Origin of the sequence: Ralstonia sp. UBA689 (assembly GCF_002298975.1) — a bacterium.
Taxonomy (GTDB): Bacteria; Pseudomonadota; Gammaproteobacteria; order Burkholderiales; family Burkholderiaceae; genus Ralstonia.
Genome location: NZ_DBMV01000001.1, coordinates 1 through 14,280 on the forward strand (window position 1 = coordinate 1; position 14,280 = coordinate 14,280).

General features: G+C 64.7%; 12 protein-coding genes. 2 read left to right on the plus strand and 10 right to left on the minus strand.

The genetic code is table 11. From position 1 onward, the window contains the following. Nucleotides 1-242 precede the first annotated feature (242 nt). The 5 genes from uraD to B4F51_RS00025 form a co-directional block, all read right to left on the minus strand. A complete protein-coding gene (gene uraD, locus B4F51_RS00005; protein ID WP_296222947.1) occupies nucleotides 243-764 on the minus strand; it encodes a 2-oxo-4-hydroxy-4-carboxy-5-ureidoimidazoline decarboxylase in 522 nt (173 codons plus the stop codon). Next, nucleotides 761-1,723: an allantoinase PuuE gene (gene puuE, locus B4F51_RS00010; RefSeq protein WP_296222948.1), complete on the minus strand. Its 963-nt coding sequence runs from the start codon at nucleotides 1,721-1,723 to the stop codon at nucleotides 761-763. The genes uraD and puuE overlap by 4 nt, the downstream gene beginning before the upstream one ends. Before the next feature lie 44 nt (nucleotides 1,724-1,767). Next, a complete protein-coding gene (locus B4F51_RS00015; RefSeq protein ID WP_296222949.1) occupies nucleotides 1,768-3,192 on the minus strand; it encodes an 8-oxoguanine deaminase in 1,425 nt (474 codons plus the stop codon). A 4-nt stretch (nucleotides 3,193-3,196) separates the two neighbouring features. Further along, complete coding sequence (locus tag B4F51_RS00020; RefSeq protein WP_296222951.1) at nucleotides 3,197-4,606, minus strand: nucleobase:cation symporter-2 family protein; 1,410 nt, start codon at nucleotides 4,604-4,606, stop codon at nucleotides 3,197-3,199. A 92-nt stretch (nucleotides 4,607-4,698) separates the two neighbouring features. After that, entirely contained in the window at nucleotides 4,699-5,460 is a 762-nt protein-coding gene (locus tag B4F51_RS00025; protein WP_296222953.1) for a GntR family transcriptional regulator, read from the minus strand. 367 nt (nucleotides 5,461-5,827) lie between these two features. Between B4F51_RS00025 and uraH the strand changes: the two genes are divergently transcribed. Further along, a complete protein-coding gene (gene uraH / locus B4F51_RS00030; protein ID WP_296222955.1) occupies nucleotides 5,828-6,181 on the plus strand; it encodes a hydroxyisourate hydrolase in 354 nt (117 codons plus the stop codon). Between the two features lie 18 nt (nucleotides 6,182-6,199). Continuing rightward, nucleotides 6,200-7,417 carry a urate hydroxylase PuuD gene (locus B4F51_RS00035; RefSeq protein ID WP_296222956.1) on the plus strand — a complete coding sequence of 406 codons (1,218 nt, stop codon included), beginning with the start codon at nucleotides 6,200-6,202 and terminating at the stop codon, nucleotides 7,415-7,417. A gap of 133 nt (nucleotides 7,418-7,550) precedes the next feature. Here B4F51_RS00035 and B4F51_RS00040 read toward each other — a convergent pair whose 3' ends face one another. The 5 genes from B4F51_RS00040 to xdhB form a co-directional block, all read right to left on the minus strand. Next, nucleotides 7,551-8,120: a TMEM165/GDT1 family protein gene (locus B4F51_RS00040; protein ID WP_296222958.1), complete on the minus strand. Its 570-nt coding sequence runs from the start codon at nucleotides 8,118-8,120 to the stop codon at nucleotides 7,551-7,553. Nucleotides 8,121-8,465: 345 nt separating this feature from the next. After that, nucleotides 8,466-9,800 (minus strand): guanine deaminase, encoded by a 1,335-nt coding sequence (guaD, locus tag B4F51_RS00045; RefSeq protein ID WP_296222959.1) that lies wholly within the window; start codon nucleotides 9,798-9,800, stop codon nucleotides 8,466-8,468. A gap of 17 nt (nucleotides 9,801-9,817) precedes the next feature. Next, on the minus strand, nucleotides 9,818-10,855 hold the full coding sequence (locus B4F51_RS00050) for an adenosine deaminase (RefSeq protein WP_296222961.1): 1,038 nt from the start codon (nucleotides 10,853-10,855) through the stop codon (nucleotides 9,818-9,820). Nucleotides 10,856-10,857: 2 nt separating this feature from the next. Further along, nucleotides 10,858-11,898, minus strand: a complete 1,041-nt coding sequence (gene xdhC, locus B4F51_RS00055) for a xanthine dehydrogenase accessory protein XdhC (protein WP_296222962.1) — start codon at nucleotides 11,896-11,898, stop codon at nucleotides 10,858-10,860. Between the two features lie 14 nt (nucleotides 11,899-11,912). Next, on the minus strand, nucleotides 11,913-14,279 hold the full coding sequence (gene xdhB / locus B4F51_RS00060) for a xanthine dehydrogenase molybdopterin binding subunit (protein ID WP_296222965.1): 2,367 nt from the start codon (nucleotides 14,277-14,279) through the stop codon (nucleotides 11,913-11,915). Nucleotide 14,280: the final 1 nt, after the last annotated feature.

Here is a 14,280-nt window from a genome sequence, read left to right on the forward strand (position 1 = left end):
CGTACAGCGTGACGGACGATTGCGCGTGTGCGCCGGCGCTCATCGCCCCCAGCGCGGATGCCACCCCGAGCGCGGCCGCGCCACGCTTGATTCTTGACTGCATCTCTACCTCCTTTGTTGTTGATGGAATCGCCGCGGGGTGCGCCGCATTCGTCGATGCAGTCGCGGATCGGCCGGTCAGGCTCCATGCCGGCGGTGTCCCAGTGCTCCGTGACACCGCGCCCACGGCGTTGTTCTGCTGATTAACCTGAAATCAAATCGTGCAAGCGGAAGCCGGCAATGCGGTGGATCTGCTCCAGCGACGCGCGCAGCTCGGTATCGCGGTCGTTGTCCACGCGTTTGGCGAAGGCTTCGATGATTCCGTGGCGGTCGTAGCCGCGCACGGCCAGGATGAACGGGAAACCGAACTTCTCGTTGTAGCGGTTGTTCAGATCCTGCAGGCGCGCAAATTCTTCCGGCGTGCACTGGTCCAGGCCGGCGCCCGCTTGCTCACGCGTCGATTCGACGGTCAGCTCGCCGCGCACGGCGGCCTTGCCGGCCAGTTCCGGGTGGGCGCGCACGAGCTTGAGCTGCGGGTCGATGCCGGCGGCATCCACGGCGTGGCGCATGGCCGTGGTCAGTGCGTCGGCCGAGGCAAACGGGCGCTGAGTGGCAGCCTGCTCGGCCACCCACGGCGAGTGCTCGTAGATACCACCCAGCGCCTGCACGAACTGTGCGGCGTTCATGGCGTTGAGTTGGGCGATGGAATACGTGGATTGGCTCATGCTGCGTTGCTCAAAACAGGTTGCTTGACGTAAGGGTGGTGCTGAATCCAGTGCTGCGCGATGTCGATGCGCCGGCAGATCCACACCTTGTCGTGCGATTGCACGTAATCCAGGAAACGTTGCAGTGCGCGCAAGCGCGCCGGACGGCCCAGCAGGCGGCAGTGCATGCCGATCGACAGCATCTTCGGCGCGGCCAGCCCGTCTGGGTCGCCTTCTGCGTACAGCACGTCGAAGGCGTCCTTCAGGTACTGGTAGAAGTGGTCGGCCGTGTTGAAGCCCTGCGGGCTGGCGAAGCGCATGTCGTTGGTGTCGAGCGTGTACGGCACCACCAGGTGCGGCTTGCGCTCGCCGGCCGAGGTTTCGACTTCGGTCCAGAAGGGCAGGTCGTCGCCGTAGTAATCAGCGTCATAGGCGAAGCCGCCGTGCTCGACCACCAGGCGGCGCGTGTTGGGGCTGTCGCGGCCGGTGTACCAACCCAGCGGCGCGTTGCCGGTCAGCTCGCGGATGATCTCGACGCCGATGCGCATGTGCTCGCGCTCGGTGGCTTCGTCGATGTTCTGATAGTGGATCCAGCGCCAGCCGTGACAGGCGATTTCGTGGCCGAGATCAACGAAGGCCTGCGTCACGTCGGGATGACGCTGCAGGGCCATCGACACGCCGAAGATGGTCATCGGCAGGCCGCGCTTCTCGAACTCGCGCAGGATGCGCCAGACGCCCGCGCGCGAGCCGTATTCGTAGATGCCCTCCATGCTCATGTGGCGGGCGGGGTAGGCGGCCGCACCGATGATCTCGGAGAGGAATTGTTCTGAGCCGGTATCGCCATGCAGCACGCAGTTCTCGCCGCCTTCTTCGTAGTTGAGGACGAACTGCAGGGCCACGCGCGCACCGCCCGGCCATTTGGGGTCCGGCGGGTTCTTGCCGTAACCGATGAGATCGCGCGGATAGTTATTGTTGGTCATGATTTGAGATCGAGGAGACTTCGCACAACACCGGCTCGCGTGTTTTACGCGGATGCCGGAACTGCCCGGACAGCCTGCGCAAGTTCCAGTGCAAGCCTCCGGTGACCCGTGAGATGCGCGTCGAGTTCCAGCGTGGTCAGGCGCCCGTCTTCGACGACCACACGCCCATTGATCACGCTGTGCGCCACGTTGGACGGGGCGCAGAACACCAGCGCGGCGACCGGGTCGTGGTCGGCGCCAGCAAAACCGACCTGATGGCGGTCGAAGCTGACAAAGTCGGCCGACATGCCAGGTGCCAGAGCGCCGATGTCGTCGCGGTTGAGCACGCGCGCGCCGCCGAGCGTGGCGATTTCCAGCGCCTCGCGCGCGCTCATCGCCGCCGGGCCGAAGCCGACGCGCGCCAGCAGCATCGCCTGGCGTGTTTCCCCGAGCATGTGCGCGCCGTCGTTCGATGCGCTGCCGTCCACGCCCAGGCTGACCGGCACGCCGGCATCACGCATGGTGCGGATGGGCGCGATGCCCGAAGCGAGGCGCATGTTCGAGCATGGGCAATGCGCTACGCCCGTGCCGGTGCGTGCAAATACGTCGATGCCGTGCGCGTCGAGCTTTACGCAGTGCGCGTGCCACACGTCGTGGCCAACCCAGCCGAGGTCTTCGGCGTACTCGGCCGGCGTCATGCCGAACTTCTCACGCGAGTAGGCAATGTCGTTGTCGTTCTCGGCAAGGTGGGTATGCATCGACACACCGTAGCTGCGCGCCAGCTTGGCCGATTCGCGCATCAGGTCCCGCGAGACCGAGAACGGTGAGCACGGCGCCACCACCACACGCAGCATCGAATGGCGATCGGCGTCGTGCCAGGTTTCGATCAGGCGCTGCGTTTCCTTGAGGATGGCATCTTCGCCTTCGACCACGCGGTCCGGCGGCAGGCCGCCCTGGCTGCGGCCCACGCTCATGCTGCCGCGCGCGGCATGAAAGCGCATGCCGATCTGGTGCGCGGCTTCGATGGAGTCGTCGAGCCGGCAGCCGTTGGGATATAGGTAGAGGTGATCGCTGGAAGTGGTGCAACCCGACAGCAACAACTCGGCCATCGCCGTGAGCGTGGACACACGCACCATTTCGGGCGTGAGTCCCGCCCACACCGGATAAAGGTTTGTCAGCCAGCCGAACAGCTCGGCATCCTGCGCGGCGGGCAGGGCGCGCGTCAGGCTTTGATACATGTGGTGGTGCGTGTTGACGAAGCCGGGCGTGACCACGTGGTCGCGCAGTTCCAGCACGCGCACATTGGGCTGGCCGATCGCGTCGCCATACTGCGCGGGCAGATCGGCCGTGGCGCCCACCCACTCAATTACGCCACCGCGTGCCACCAGGGCGCCGTCGGGAATCTCGCGGCGTTGCGCGTCCATCGTGACCAGCACGTCGGCATGGCGGGCGATCAAAAGCGGGTCGGTGTGCGCGACAGTGGCGTTCATGCAATTACTCCGTGCCGTGGGTGTTGGCGGCAGCCTCGCGCATTGCGTGCTCGGTCGACTGCATGCCGTTGTAGTAGAGGTTCAGAACGACTGCCACCAGCGTGCCCAGCACGATGCCACTGTGCGTCACGGGCTCCAGCCAGTGCGGCAGATACTGGAAGAATGTCGGTGCCAGCGTTGGGATCATGCCGAAGCCGATCGAGATGGCCACGATGAACAGGTTGTGACGGTACTTGTTGAAGTCGATCGAGCCCAGGATGCGCACACCCGTGGCGGCCACCATGCCGAACATGACGATGCCCGCGCCGCCCAGCACGAAGGAAGGCACCGACGCCACGATGTGCGCCATCTTCGGGAACAGGCCCAGTACGATCAGGATGAGGCCGCCCATGGCCGCCACGAAGCGCGAGCGCACGCCGGTCACGGTCACCAGGCCCACGTTCTGCGAGAACGAGGTGTACGGGAAGGTATTGAATACGCCGCCGATCACAGTGCCCAGGCCGTCGGCACGCAGGCCGCGGGTGAGATCATCGGTGGAGAGCTTCTTGCCGGTGATTTCGGCCAGCGCCAGGAACATACCGGTCGATTCCACCAGCGTGATCATCATCACCACGCACATCGAGGCAATGGCGCCGATGTGGAAGGTCGGCATGCCGAAGTGCAGCGGCGTGATGACAGCCATCCACTCGGCGTCGGCCACGCCAGCAAAGCTCACCTTGCCGAAGGCCATGGCGATGAGCGTGCCGATCACGATGCCCAGCAGCACGGCGATGTTGCCGATCAGCCCACGACCGTACTTGGTCAGCAGCAGGATGATCACCAGCACCGCCAGCGCGATCGCCAGGCCGCCCAGGTTGCCGTAGTCCAGGTTCGGCACGGTTTGCAGTACACCATCGACGACGACCTTCTTGGTGGGTTGCCCGCCGCCGGCCCAGTTGATGCCAACGCCCATCAGCGACATGCCAATCAGCGTGATGACAGTGCCGGTCACGACCGGCGGGAAGAGGCCGAGCACGCGCCCCATCAGCGGCGCGACGACGATGCCGAACACCCCCGCCGCGATCACCGCGCCGTAGATGCCTAGCAGGCCGATGGTGGGGTCGGTGCCGATGGCGATCATCGGTCCGACCGAGGCGAAGGTCACGCCCATCATGACGGGCATGCGGATGCCGAACTTCCACACCCCGAACGCCTGGATGAGCGTGGCGAGGCCAGCGGCGAACAGGTCGGCATTGATCAGGAAGGCGAGTTGCTCCTTGGGCAAATGCAGTGCGCCGCCCACGATCAAGGGCACAGCCACGGTGCCTGCATACATCACCAATACATGTTGCAGGCCCAATGCGAGCAGGCGTCCGTACGCCACGCGCTCGTTGGTCAGATCCGCCGCGGGGGCGGCGATGGTGCTGCTTGCCATAAAGGTCTCCTTTGGGTGGTGAGCCGGACGGCGCCCGGCTTGTGGCGGCCGGCCTCTGTCGTGCCGGCTCGCCCAATACAGCAAAACCGGTCCTAGACTTTGTCGCCGCGCGGGCCCAATACCGAACGCAGGTCGAAATCGGCGGGCGCCTCCGGGCGCACGCGGTCGGCACAGCATTGCAAGTGCTGGGCCATGTGAGCCTGGGCGGCGCTGGCGTCGCCGCGCTCCAGCGCGTTGAGAATGTCCAGGTGCTCGTCGAAGGAACAGGCGTTGTGGCCCGGTGCTTCCACGCTGGCGATCATCAGCGTGGTGCGCGAGACCAGGCGGCGCATTATCTCGACCACCAGTGGGTTGCCGGCCTGCTCGGCCAGCGCAACGTGGAATTCCGCAGAGAGCCGGATCCAGCGCGGGCGGTCATGCGTGACGAAGGCCTGGCGCTCTTCCTTGACCAGTTCCACCAGCGGGGCGATCGCCGCCTTGGGGTTGCTGCTGTGGCCGACCTTGTCGAGCACGGCGCGCTCCAGGATCTGGCGCAGCTCGAACATGGCGTGCGCTTCGTCAATGGACGGGGCGGCGATGAACGCGCCGCGGTTCGGCTCCAGGTCGACCAGGCCGTCAGCGGCCAGCCGGGAGAAGACCTTGCGCACCGTATGGCGCGCGGTGGCATAGATTTCGCAAAGCGCATGCTCCGTCAACTTGGTGCGCGGAGGCAGGCGGTGCTCCATGATCGCGTCGTAGATCTCGTGGTACATGCGTTCTTCGACCGACATACGTGTTGCCCCCGACGCCTTGGCGCCCGGCGTACCCGGTTTCAGCGCCGTTTCAGTGGAGACCAGCTTGAGACTCTTGGACATGGCAGACCCGCCTTTGAATAGTGCAGCGCCGCATAGGCCGCCGCGAAAACCTGTTGACAATTATTCGTGGATGGCCAAAATATTGTCAACAAAATGCGTTCGGGAAGCCGACAAACTAGGGAAATCCCTGTCTCATGTTCCCACGGAGACACGGCGTCGGCCCCAGAGCGAGCGACGGCTTTGCCGGTTTGGCATGCCCCCCTCCCAATATGGGCGGCAGGCGTAAACCGGCTGGACGCGCGCCGGGATGCGTGCAGTGCACGTACCGAGCGGGCCCCGCCACCAACCCTTATCCCTCAAGGGTTTGGAGCGAGGTGCAAGTGGAGGCAGCGGCGCTTCTGAAAATTCAAACTACAGAGGAAGACAAATGGGACGCTTGACTACCCATGTGCTCGACACCGCTGCAGGCACGCCGGGCAAGGACCTGGCGATCGCCCTGTTCAAAATTGTCGACAATCATAGGCAACCGGTGAAAACGGTCCGCACCAATCACGATGGCCGTTGCGATGCGCCGTTGCTGGAAGGCGACGCGCTGCAGGCGGGCGTCTACGAGCTGGATTTCGCGGTGGGCGACTACTACCGCGCGGCCGGCGTCAAACTCCCCGAGCCCGCGTTCCTGGACGTGGTGACGCTGCGCTTTGGCGTGGCCGATACCGGTGCGCACTACCACGTGCCGCTGCTGGTCTCGCCGTGGTCGTACTCGACCTACCGCGGTAGCTGATAGGGCGGGGAGCACATCATGGAAGGCTATATCCTAGACTGGGCCAACCTCTTGCTGCGTTGGCTGCACGTGATCGTCGCGATCGCGTGGATCGGCTCGTCGTTCTACTTCGTCTGGCTCGACAATAGCCTGACCAAGCCGACTGCGCCGGATCTGAAAGACAAAGGCGTCGACGGCGAGCTGTGGGCTGTGCACGGCGGCGGGTTCTACAACCCGCAGAAGTACCTGCTGGCGCCCAAGCAACTGCCGGATCATCTGCACTGGTTCTACTGGGAGTCGTACACGACCTGGATGTCGGGTTTCGCGCTGCTGACGGTGGTGTACCTGTTCAACGCCAACGTCTACATGATCGACCGCAGCGTGTTCGACATGACGGCGGCGACGGCGGTGATCCTCGCCCTGGCGTTCCTGGTGGTCGGGTGGCTGGTGTATGACACCATTTGCCGCGTGTTCGGCAAGAACGACCGTGTGGTGGGCATTCTGGTGGCGATCTATGTGGTGATCGCGGCGTTTGCGGCGACCCACTTGTTCTCGGGCCGCGCGGCGTTCCTGCTGATCGGCGCGATGATCGCGACCATCATGAGCGCCAACGTGTTCTTCTGGATCATCCCAGGGCAGCGCAAGGTGGTGGCTTCGCTCAAGGCCGGCGAGAAGCCGGACCCGATCCACGGCAAGCGCGGCAAGCAGCGCAGCGTGCACAACACGTACTTCACGCTACCGGTGCTGTTCACAATGCTGTCGAACCACTACAGCATGATGTACGCGAACAAGTACAACTGGATCGTGCTGGTGCTGATCATGCTGGCCGGCGTGCTGATCCGTCAGTTCTTCATCCTGAAGCACAAGGGCGTGGTGAACTGGGGCTATCCGGCGGCAGGCGTGGGGGTGTTGCTGGGTGTGGCCGTGTGGCTGGCGCCAGCGCAGCGTCCGGCAGCTCCGGTGGCGGAAAGCGCTGCAGCGGCAACGGCCACTACCGGCGGCTCGGACTTCGCCAAAGTACAGGCAGTCGTTACCGCACGGTGCTACCAATGTCACTCGGCACATCCTACCCTGATGCCTTCTCCGGCCAAGGGCGTGCTGCTCGATACGCCGGATCAACTCGCGGCGCATGCGCAACTCGTCTATCAGCAAGCCGTGCAGCAGAAGCTGATGCCGTTGGGCAACGTGACGCAGATCACCGACGACGAGCGCACGATCATCGCCAAGTGGTTTGAAGGCGGCGCCAGGACCAACTGAGGCGCACGTCGAAGTGACAGCAGAAAGGTTTATCGGAGCATGCCATGCGTTCCCTAGCGGATGGCATGACCGGTGAGGGTTGAGCGGGGCTGCGGCCCCGTTTTTTTTTGCCCTGAGCCTGCGCGCTGTTTGCTTACTTGCCCACGCCCAGCAGCGCCAGCACGCCCAGCACCAGAAAGATCAACGCGGCAATCCGGTGCACCAGCTTGATCGGCATGCGCGCGGCAAACTTGTTGCCCATCAGTACCGCCGGCACGTTGGCCAGCATCATGCCGAAGGTCGTGCCCGCCACCACCCAGGCGATGTCATGGAAGCGCGCTGCCAGCGCCACGGTGGCAATCTGCGTCTTGTCGCCCATCTCGGCAAAGAAGAACGCCACGATGGTGGTGCCGATGATGCCCAGGCCGCGTGCGTCTTTCGGTGCTTCCTCGTCATCCAGCTTGTCTGGAATCAGCATCCACCCGGCCATGGCGATGAAGCCAACGCCCAGGATCCAGCGCAGCACGTTCTCGCCGAGCACGTGCGTGATCCAGCCGCCGACGGCACCGGCAAACGCGTGGTTGACGAGGGTGGAGATGAAGATGCCGATGATGATCGGGACTGGCTTGCGAAAACGCGCGGCCAGCAGGATCGACAGCAGTTGTGTCTTGTCGCCGATTTCAGCAAGGGCGACGATGCCGGTGGAGACGAGAAAGGCTTCCATGTTGTTGTGGTGTCCGGGCCGTATGCGAACCAATGACGCACCGCTGCCGGCCCTATCCGCAGAGGTGTGTCATCGGTCTCGCCAGGCGCGTCACCGGCGAATCTACGCATGATCCATCCTACTGCGCAACCCGATCTTGGCCCTGCGATGCCCACCGTACCCTTGTACGGCTGTGCTTCTCGGGCCAACCTCGGGCTGCTCGCTACGGATCGTGAGCAGATTCGAGTGTGGCTGACCACGCCATAACCGTCTGCCATTGCAGCGACGGTCAAGTCTGTTGACGTGGCCCTCGAAGTGTCGACTTCGAGCGGCTACTCCCCAATGGAAGCCGCGATTATACGAGGATCAGCTTGCCGCGCCAACCGCAAATTTGGCCGGTTCGCCCTGGATATAGGTGGCGGACACGGCACGATCCTCGCCCAGCAGTGCCAGCGAGAACAGCAGCTCTTCCAGCGTTTCCGAGCGCGCATTGCGGCGCGCCAGCAGCGGCGTGGCGGCCGGGTCCAGCACGATGAAGTCGGCTTCGGCACCCGGTACGAAGCTGCCGATGCGGTCTTCCCAGCCCAGCGCCTCGGCGGCACCGCGCGTGGCCAGGTAGAACATGCGCAGCGCGGTCAGGTGATAGCCGCCCATGCGCGCGACCTTGTGTGCCGTGCCCATCGTGCGCAGCATCGAGAACGAGCTGCCGCCGCCCACGTCGGTGGCCAGCGTGAGCGCCAGGCGGTGCGCATCGTTCTTGTGGAAGTTGTACAGACCGCTGCCCAGGAATAGGTTGGAGGTCGGGCAGTGCGCCACGGCCGCGCCGGATTCAGCCATGCGCTGGCGATCGCTATCGTCCAGCCAGATGGCGTGGCCGTAGAAAGCGCCTTTGCGCAACAGGCCGTAGTGGTCATACACGTCCAGATAGCTACGCGCGTTCGGGAACAGCTCCGCCACCCATTTCACCTCGTCCGGGTTCTCGGCAACGTGGGTCTGGATGAAGACGTCCGGATACTGCTTGGCCAATTCGCCGCTGGCAGCAAGTTGCGCTTCGCTGGAGGTCGGTGCGAAGCGCGGCGTGATGGCATAGGCGAGGCGGTCCTTGCCGTGCCAGCGAGAGATCAGATCCGCCGAATCACGTGCGCCGGATTCGGCCGTGTCGCGCAGGTACTCGGGGCAGTTGCGGTCCATCATCACCTTGCCGGTGATCATGCGCATGCCGCGCTGCTGTGCCTGCTCGAACAGCGTCTCAGCCGAGCTGCGATGCACGGTGCTCCAGACCATCGCGCTGGTCGTGCCGTTGCGCAGCAGCTCATCGAGGAAGAACGCGGCGACGCCAGCAGCGTACTGCGGACTCTCGAAGCGGCGCTCTTCAGGGAATGTGTACGTCTCCAGCCAGTGCAGCAGGCCAGGCGACGGCGACGCAATGATGTCCGTCTGCGGAAAGTGGATGTGCGTGTCGATGAAGCCGGGCACGATCAGCTTGTCGCTGTAGTCGTGCAGTTTTGTGCCGACGGGCAGGGTTTCACGCAGTGCGGCGTAGTCGCCGGCCTGCACGACCTTGCCGCCCATGACCACGAGCAGGCCATCCTCCCAATACTCATAGGCATCGCGCTCGCGATACTGCGGATCGTGCAGGAAATGCAGCACGCGGCCGCGGTAGGCGTGAACGGTGTTGGAAGTCGGGGGCATCGTGGTCATCGTCGTTTCGTGGGTTTTTAGTGCGTGTGCTTCCAGTGGTCGTCGACCTTGGCAAGCCACATCGTTTTGTCCTGCTCGGGCAGGAAGGACGCCTCGAAGCTGTTGCGCGCGAGCGTGTGCGCATCGGCGGCGGACAGGTCGAGGGCGTTGAAGGTGGCGAGCCAGTTGGTGTTCATGTAGCCACCAAAGTAGGCCGGATCATCCGAGTGCAGGGTCACTGCGCAGCCGGCGTCCAGCAGTTGCTTGAGCGAGTGATCGCGCAAGTCGGGGTAGACCTTCAGTTTTTCATTCGACAGCGGGCAGACCGTCAGCGCAATGCGCTCGGCGGCCAGACGCTTGACGAGCGCAGCATCGTCGATGGCGCGCACGCCGTGGTCGATGCGCTCCACCTTCAGGATGTCGAGCGCATCGGTCACATACTGCGCCGGGCCTTCCTCCCCGGCGTGGGCGACCAAGCGCAGGCCCAGTTCCTTGCAGCGTGCGAACACGCGTGCGAACTTCTCCGGCGGATTACCGCGCTCGGACGAGTCCAGCCCCACGCCGATGATGCGATTGGCTGGGTCCTGGATATAGGGCAGGGCGGCTTCCAGCGTGTCGAACGCGTCTTCCTCGCTCAGGTGGCGCAGGAAGCAGAGGATCAGGCGGCTGGAGAAACCGTGTTCGCGCTCGGCATCATTCAGCGCGCGGACGATGCCATTGACGACCACGTGCATTGGCACATTGCGCGCGGTGTGCGTCTGCGGGTCGAAGAAGATCTCTGCGTGGCGGACGTTATCCGCCAGCGCGCGCGCCACATAGGCGGCGGTCATGTCGTAGAAATCCTGCTCGGTCAGCAGCACGCTGGCGCCGGCGTAGTACAGATCGAGGAACGATTGCAGATCGTCGAATGCGTAGGCGGCGCGGACTTCCTCGACGGAGGCATACGGCAGCTTGACGCCGTTGCGCTCGGCCAGCGCGAACATCAGTTCGGGTTCGAGCGAGCCTTCGATGTGGATGTGCAGTTCGGCTTTCGGGCTGGTGGCGATGCGTTCTGCAAGAGCGGGCGAGATCGGCATGATCAGACGAGTGTGGGGACGCGGTAAGGAACCGCCGCCCCACCGCTGGCGGTGGTGAGCGCGTGCTGCTGGAGCTCGCGTACCTGCAGAAGTTGGGCGACGACGGATACCGCAATGATATCCGGCGCCTTGTCCACGATGCCCGCAACGCCAATCGGGCAAACCATTTCCGGCAATCGTGCCGGGTCTATGCCGTGCTCGACCATGCGGTGCTCGAAGCGTGCGCGCTTGGTCTTGGAGCCGATCAGGCCGAAGTAGGCAAAGTCCGTGCGGCGCATGATGCGTTCACACAGCATGAGGTCCAGCGCATGGTTGTGCGTCATGACAAGGAAGTAGCTGCCGGCCGGGGTGTGGTCGATCACGGCTTCCGGTGTATCGGTGGCTTCGATGATGACGTTGGGCGGCACGTCGGCCGGGAACATCGCATCGCGTTCATCGACCCACGTTACGCGGCAGGGCAGGTGGGCCAGCGCGCGCACGATGGCGTGGCCGACATGGCCCGCGCCGCACAGCACGATCGACATGTCGGGCGGCAGCACGGTTTGCACAAAGCCACCAGGACTGCCGCTGGCGTCGAATTGCACGCCGGCTGCCACTGCGTCGCCGATGGATGCTTCGACGGGCATTGCCGGATCGGCGGAGACGAAGCGGCGCAGGCTGCGGCGTTGGCGCATGGCGTCGTCGGCCAGCGCGATCCACCGCGTATCACGCGCGTCGAGGCGTTCGAGTGAAAGACGCACCACGCCGCCGCAGCATTGGCCGAGCGCGGGGCCGAGCGGGATGCGCACGAACTGGCGGCGGGCTTCGCCGTTGGCTTCGGGCGCATCCATCATCGTTTGCGCGATTTCCATCGCGCGCCATTCGAGATGACCGCCGCCGATGGTGCCGAAGAATCCGTCTGTACACACCAGCATCAGTGTGCCCGGCTCGCGCGGGGCAGAGCCCTGCACGTCCGTCACGGTGACCAGCACGCACCGTAGCCCGGCTTGCACGGTGGCAAGCACGTCGGCAAAGCGGAAGGGGCGCAGTTGCGTGTGGTCCATGATGTCTCCCAAACTCAGGCGGACAGCGGGGCGCTGCGGATGGCGTCGATGGCCTTGAGAATTTCCTCGCTGGTGGCCGGTGCGTTCAGCGGCGGGCTGGTGCGGCCATCGCCCACGGCGGCCACCGCGTCGCGGATGGCGAAGAACACCGAGAACGGCAGCAGCAGCGGCGGCTCGCCCAGCGCCTTGGAGCGGTGGATGCTGTCTTCCACGTTGGCGTTGTTGAACAGGCGCACGCGGAAGTCCGGCGGGCAGTCGTTGACCGTCGGGATCTTGTAGGTGGACGGCGCGTGCGTCATCAGCTTGCCGTTCTTGTTCCACCACAGTTCTTCCGTGGTCAGCCAGCCCATGCCCTGGATGAACGCGCCTTCCACCTGGCCGATGTCCAGCGCCGGGTTGATCGAGCGGCCGGCGTCGTGCAGCACGTCGGCGCGCAGCAGGCGCCATTCGCCGGTGAGCGTGTCGACCACCACTTCCGACACGGCCGCGCCATATGCGTAGTAGTAGAACGGGCGGCCGTTCAGCTTGGCCTGATCCCAATGCAGCTTGGGCGTGGCGTAGAAGCCATCCGACCACAACTGCACGCGTGCGATGTAGGCCAGGCGGATCAGATCGTCAAATGGTACGCGGCGCGCGCCGATCTCAACCTGGTCGGCCACAAATGCGACGGTTTCGACGGGCACGTCATAGTGCTGCGCGGCAAATGCGGTCAGGCGCTCGCGGATCTGGCGCGCAGCATCCTGCGCCGCCTTGCCGTTCAGGTCGCTGCCAGTCGAAGCCGCCGTGGCGGACGTGTTAGCCACCTTGCTGGTGTCCGTGGCTGTCACGCGAATGCGGGTGAAGGCCACACCCAGTTCGTGCGCGACCACCTGCGCCACCTTCGTGTTCAGGCCTTGGCCCATTTCGGTGCCGCCGTGGTTCACGAGGATCGAGCCATCGTTGTACACGTGCACCAGCGCACCGGCCTGGTTGAAGTGCTTCACGTTGAATGAGATGCCGAACTTCACGGGCGTGAGCGCCAGACCGCGCTTGAGCACCGGGCTCGTCGCGTTGAATGCGCGGATGGCCTCGCGGCGCGCACGGTAGTCGGACGAGGCTTCCAGCTCGTCGAGCAATTCATGGATGACGTTGTCTTCCACGGTCTGGCCGTACGGCGTGACGTTGTTCTTATCCTTGCCGTACAGGTTGGCGCGGCGCACGTCCAGCGGGTCCTTGCCCACCGAGCGCGCGATGTTGTCCATGATGTATTCGATGGCAAACGCGCCCTGTGGGCCGCCGAAGCCGCGGAAGGCGGTGTTCGACTGCGTGTTGGTGCGTGCGCAGAAGCCGTCGATCTCCACCTCGGGCAGCCAGTAGGCATTGTCGAAATGGCAGATGGCGCGCGTCATGACTGGGCCGGACAGATCGGCCGAGAAACCGGCGCGCGAGGTCATGTCGACCTTCACGCCCTGGATGCGGCCGTTGTCGTCGTAGCCGGCTTCGTAGGCGAAGCGGAAGTCGTGTCGCTTGCCGGTGATCATCATGTCGTCGTCGCGGTCCGGACGCAGCTTGACCGGGCAGGCGAGCTTCCAGGCAGACAGCGCGGCGCAGCAGGCAAACAGCCCGGATTGCGATTCCTTGCCGCCGAAGCCACCGCCCATGCGGCGGCATTCGACCAGCACCTGGTTGGCGTGCCAGCCCAGCATGTGCGACACGATGTGCTGCATCTCGGTCGGGTGCTGCGTTGAGCACCACACATGCATGCCGTTGTCTTCCTTCGGCACGGCGTACGAGATCTGGCCTTCCAGGTAGAACTGCTCCTGACCACCCAGCGACATCTGACCGGCTTCCGAATGCGGCGCGCTGGCGATGCGCTCGGCCGGTTCGCCGCGCTTGAGGTGCATCGGTGGCAGCACGGAACGACCGGCAGCGCGTGCTTCCTCGGGTGTGAGCAGCGGGGGCAGGACTTCGTATTCAACGTCGCCCAGGCGAGCGGCGCGGCGTGCCGCGTCGTGCGACGTGGCAACCACAATGAACATCGGCTGGCCGATGAAGTGCACCGTGTCGGTGGCCAGGATCGGATCGTCGTGGATGATCGGGCCGCAATCATTGGTGCCCGGAATGTCGGCCGAGGTGAACACCGCCACCACGCCTGGTGCCGCCTTCACGCGGTCCAGCCCAAGCTTGACGATGCGCGCATGCGCCTGCGTGCTCATGCCGAGTGCGGCATGCAGCGTGCCGGCCAGCTCGGGAATGTCGTCGGTGTAGGTGGCGCTGCCGGCAACGTGCAGGTGTGCGGATTCGTGCGGACGCGAGATGCCGACCACGGCGCCGCGCTGGTCTGGCAGCGCTGCCGTGATGTCGGCTTCCGCCAGCAGGAAGGCTTCGGTTTGCTTGTTCATG

Bases quoted from the DNA above. Each gene is read 5' to 3' on its own strand.
- uraD (WP_296222947.1), bottom strand. From the start codon at position 764: ATGAGCCAATCCACGTATTCCATCGCCCAACTCAACGCCATGAACGCC.
- puuE (WP_296222948.1), bottom strand. From the start codon at position 1,723: ATGACCAACAATAACTATCCGCGCGATCTCATCGGTTACGGCAAGAAC.
- B4F51_RS00015 (WP_296222949.1), bottom strand. From the start codon at position 3,192: ATGAACGCCACTGTCGCGCACACCGACCCGCTTTTGATCGCCCGCCAT.
- B4F51_RS00020 (WP_296222951.1), bottom strand. From the start codon at position 4,606: ATGGCAAGCAGCACCATCGCCGCCCCCGCGGCGGATCTGACCAACGAG.
- B4F51_RS00025 (WP_296222953.1), bottom strand. From the start codon at position 5,460: ATGTCCAAGAGTCTCAAGCTGGTCTCCACTGAAACGGCGCTGAAACCG.
- uraH (WP_296222955.1), top strand. From the start codon at position 5,828: ATGGGACGCTTGACTACCCATGTGCTCGACACCGCTGCAGGCACGCCG.
- B4F51_RS00035 (WP_296222956.1), top strand. From the start codon at position 6,200: ATGGAAGGCTATATCCTAGACTGGGCCAACCTCTTGCTGCGTTGGCTG.
- B4F51_RS00040 (WP_296222958.1), bottom strand. From the start codon at position 8,120: ATGGAAGCCTTTCTCGTCTCCACCGGCATCGTCGCCCTTGCTGAAATC.
- guaD (WP_296222959.1), bottom strand. From the start codon at position 9,800: ATGACCACGATGCCCCCGACTTCCAACACCGTTCACGCCTACCGCGGC.
- B4F51_RS00050 (WP_296222961.1), bottom strand. From the start codon at position 10,855: ATGCCGATCTCGCCCGCTCTTGCAGAACGCATCGCCACCAGCCCGAAA.
- xdhC (WP_296222962.1), bottom strand. From the start codon at position 11,898: ATGGACCACACGCAACTGCGCCCCTTCCGCTTTGCCGACGTGCTTGCC.
- xdhB (WP_296222965.1), bottom strand. From the start codon at position 14,279: ATGAACAAGCAAACCGAAGCCTTCCTGCTGGCGGAAGCCGACATCACG.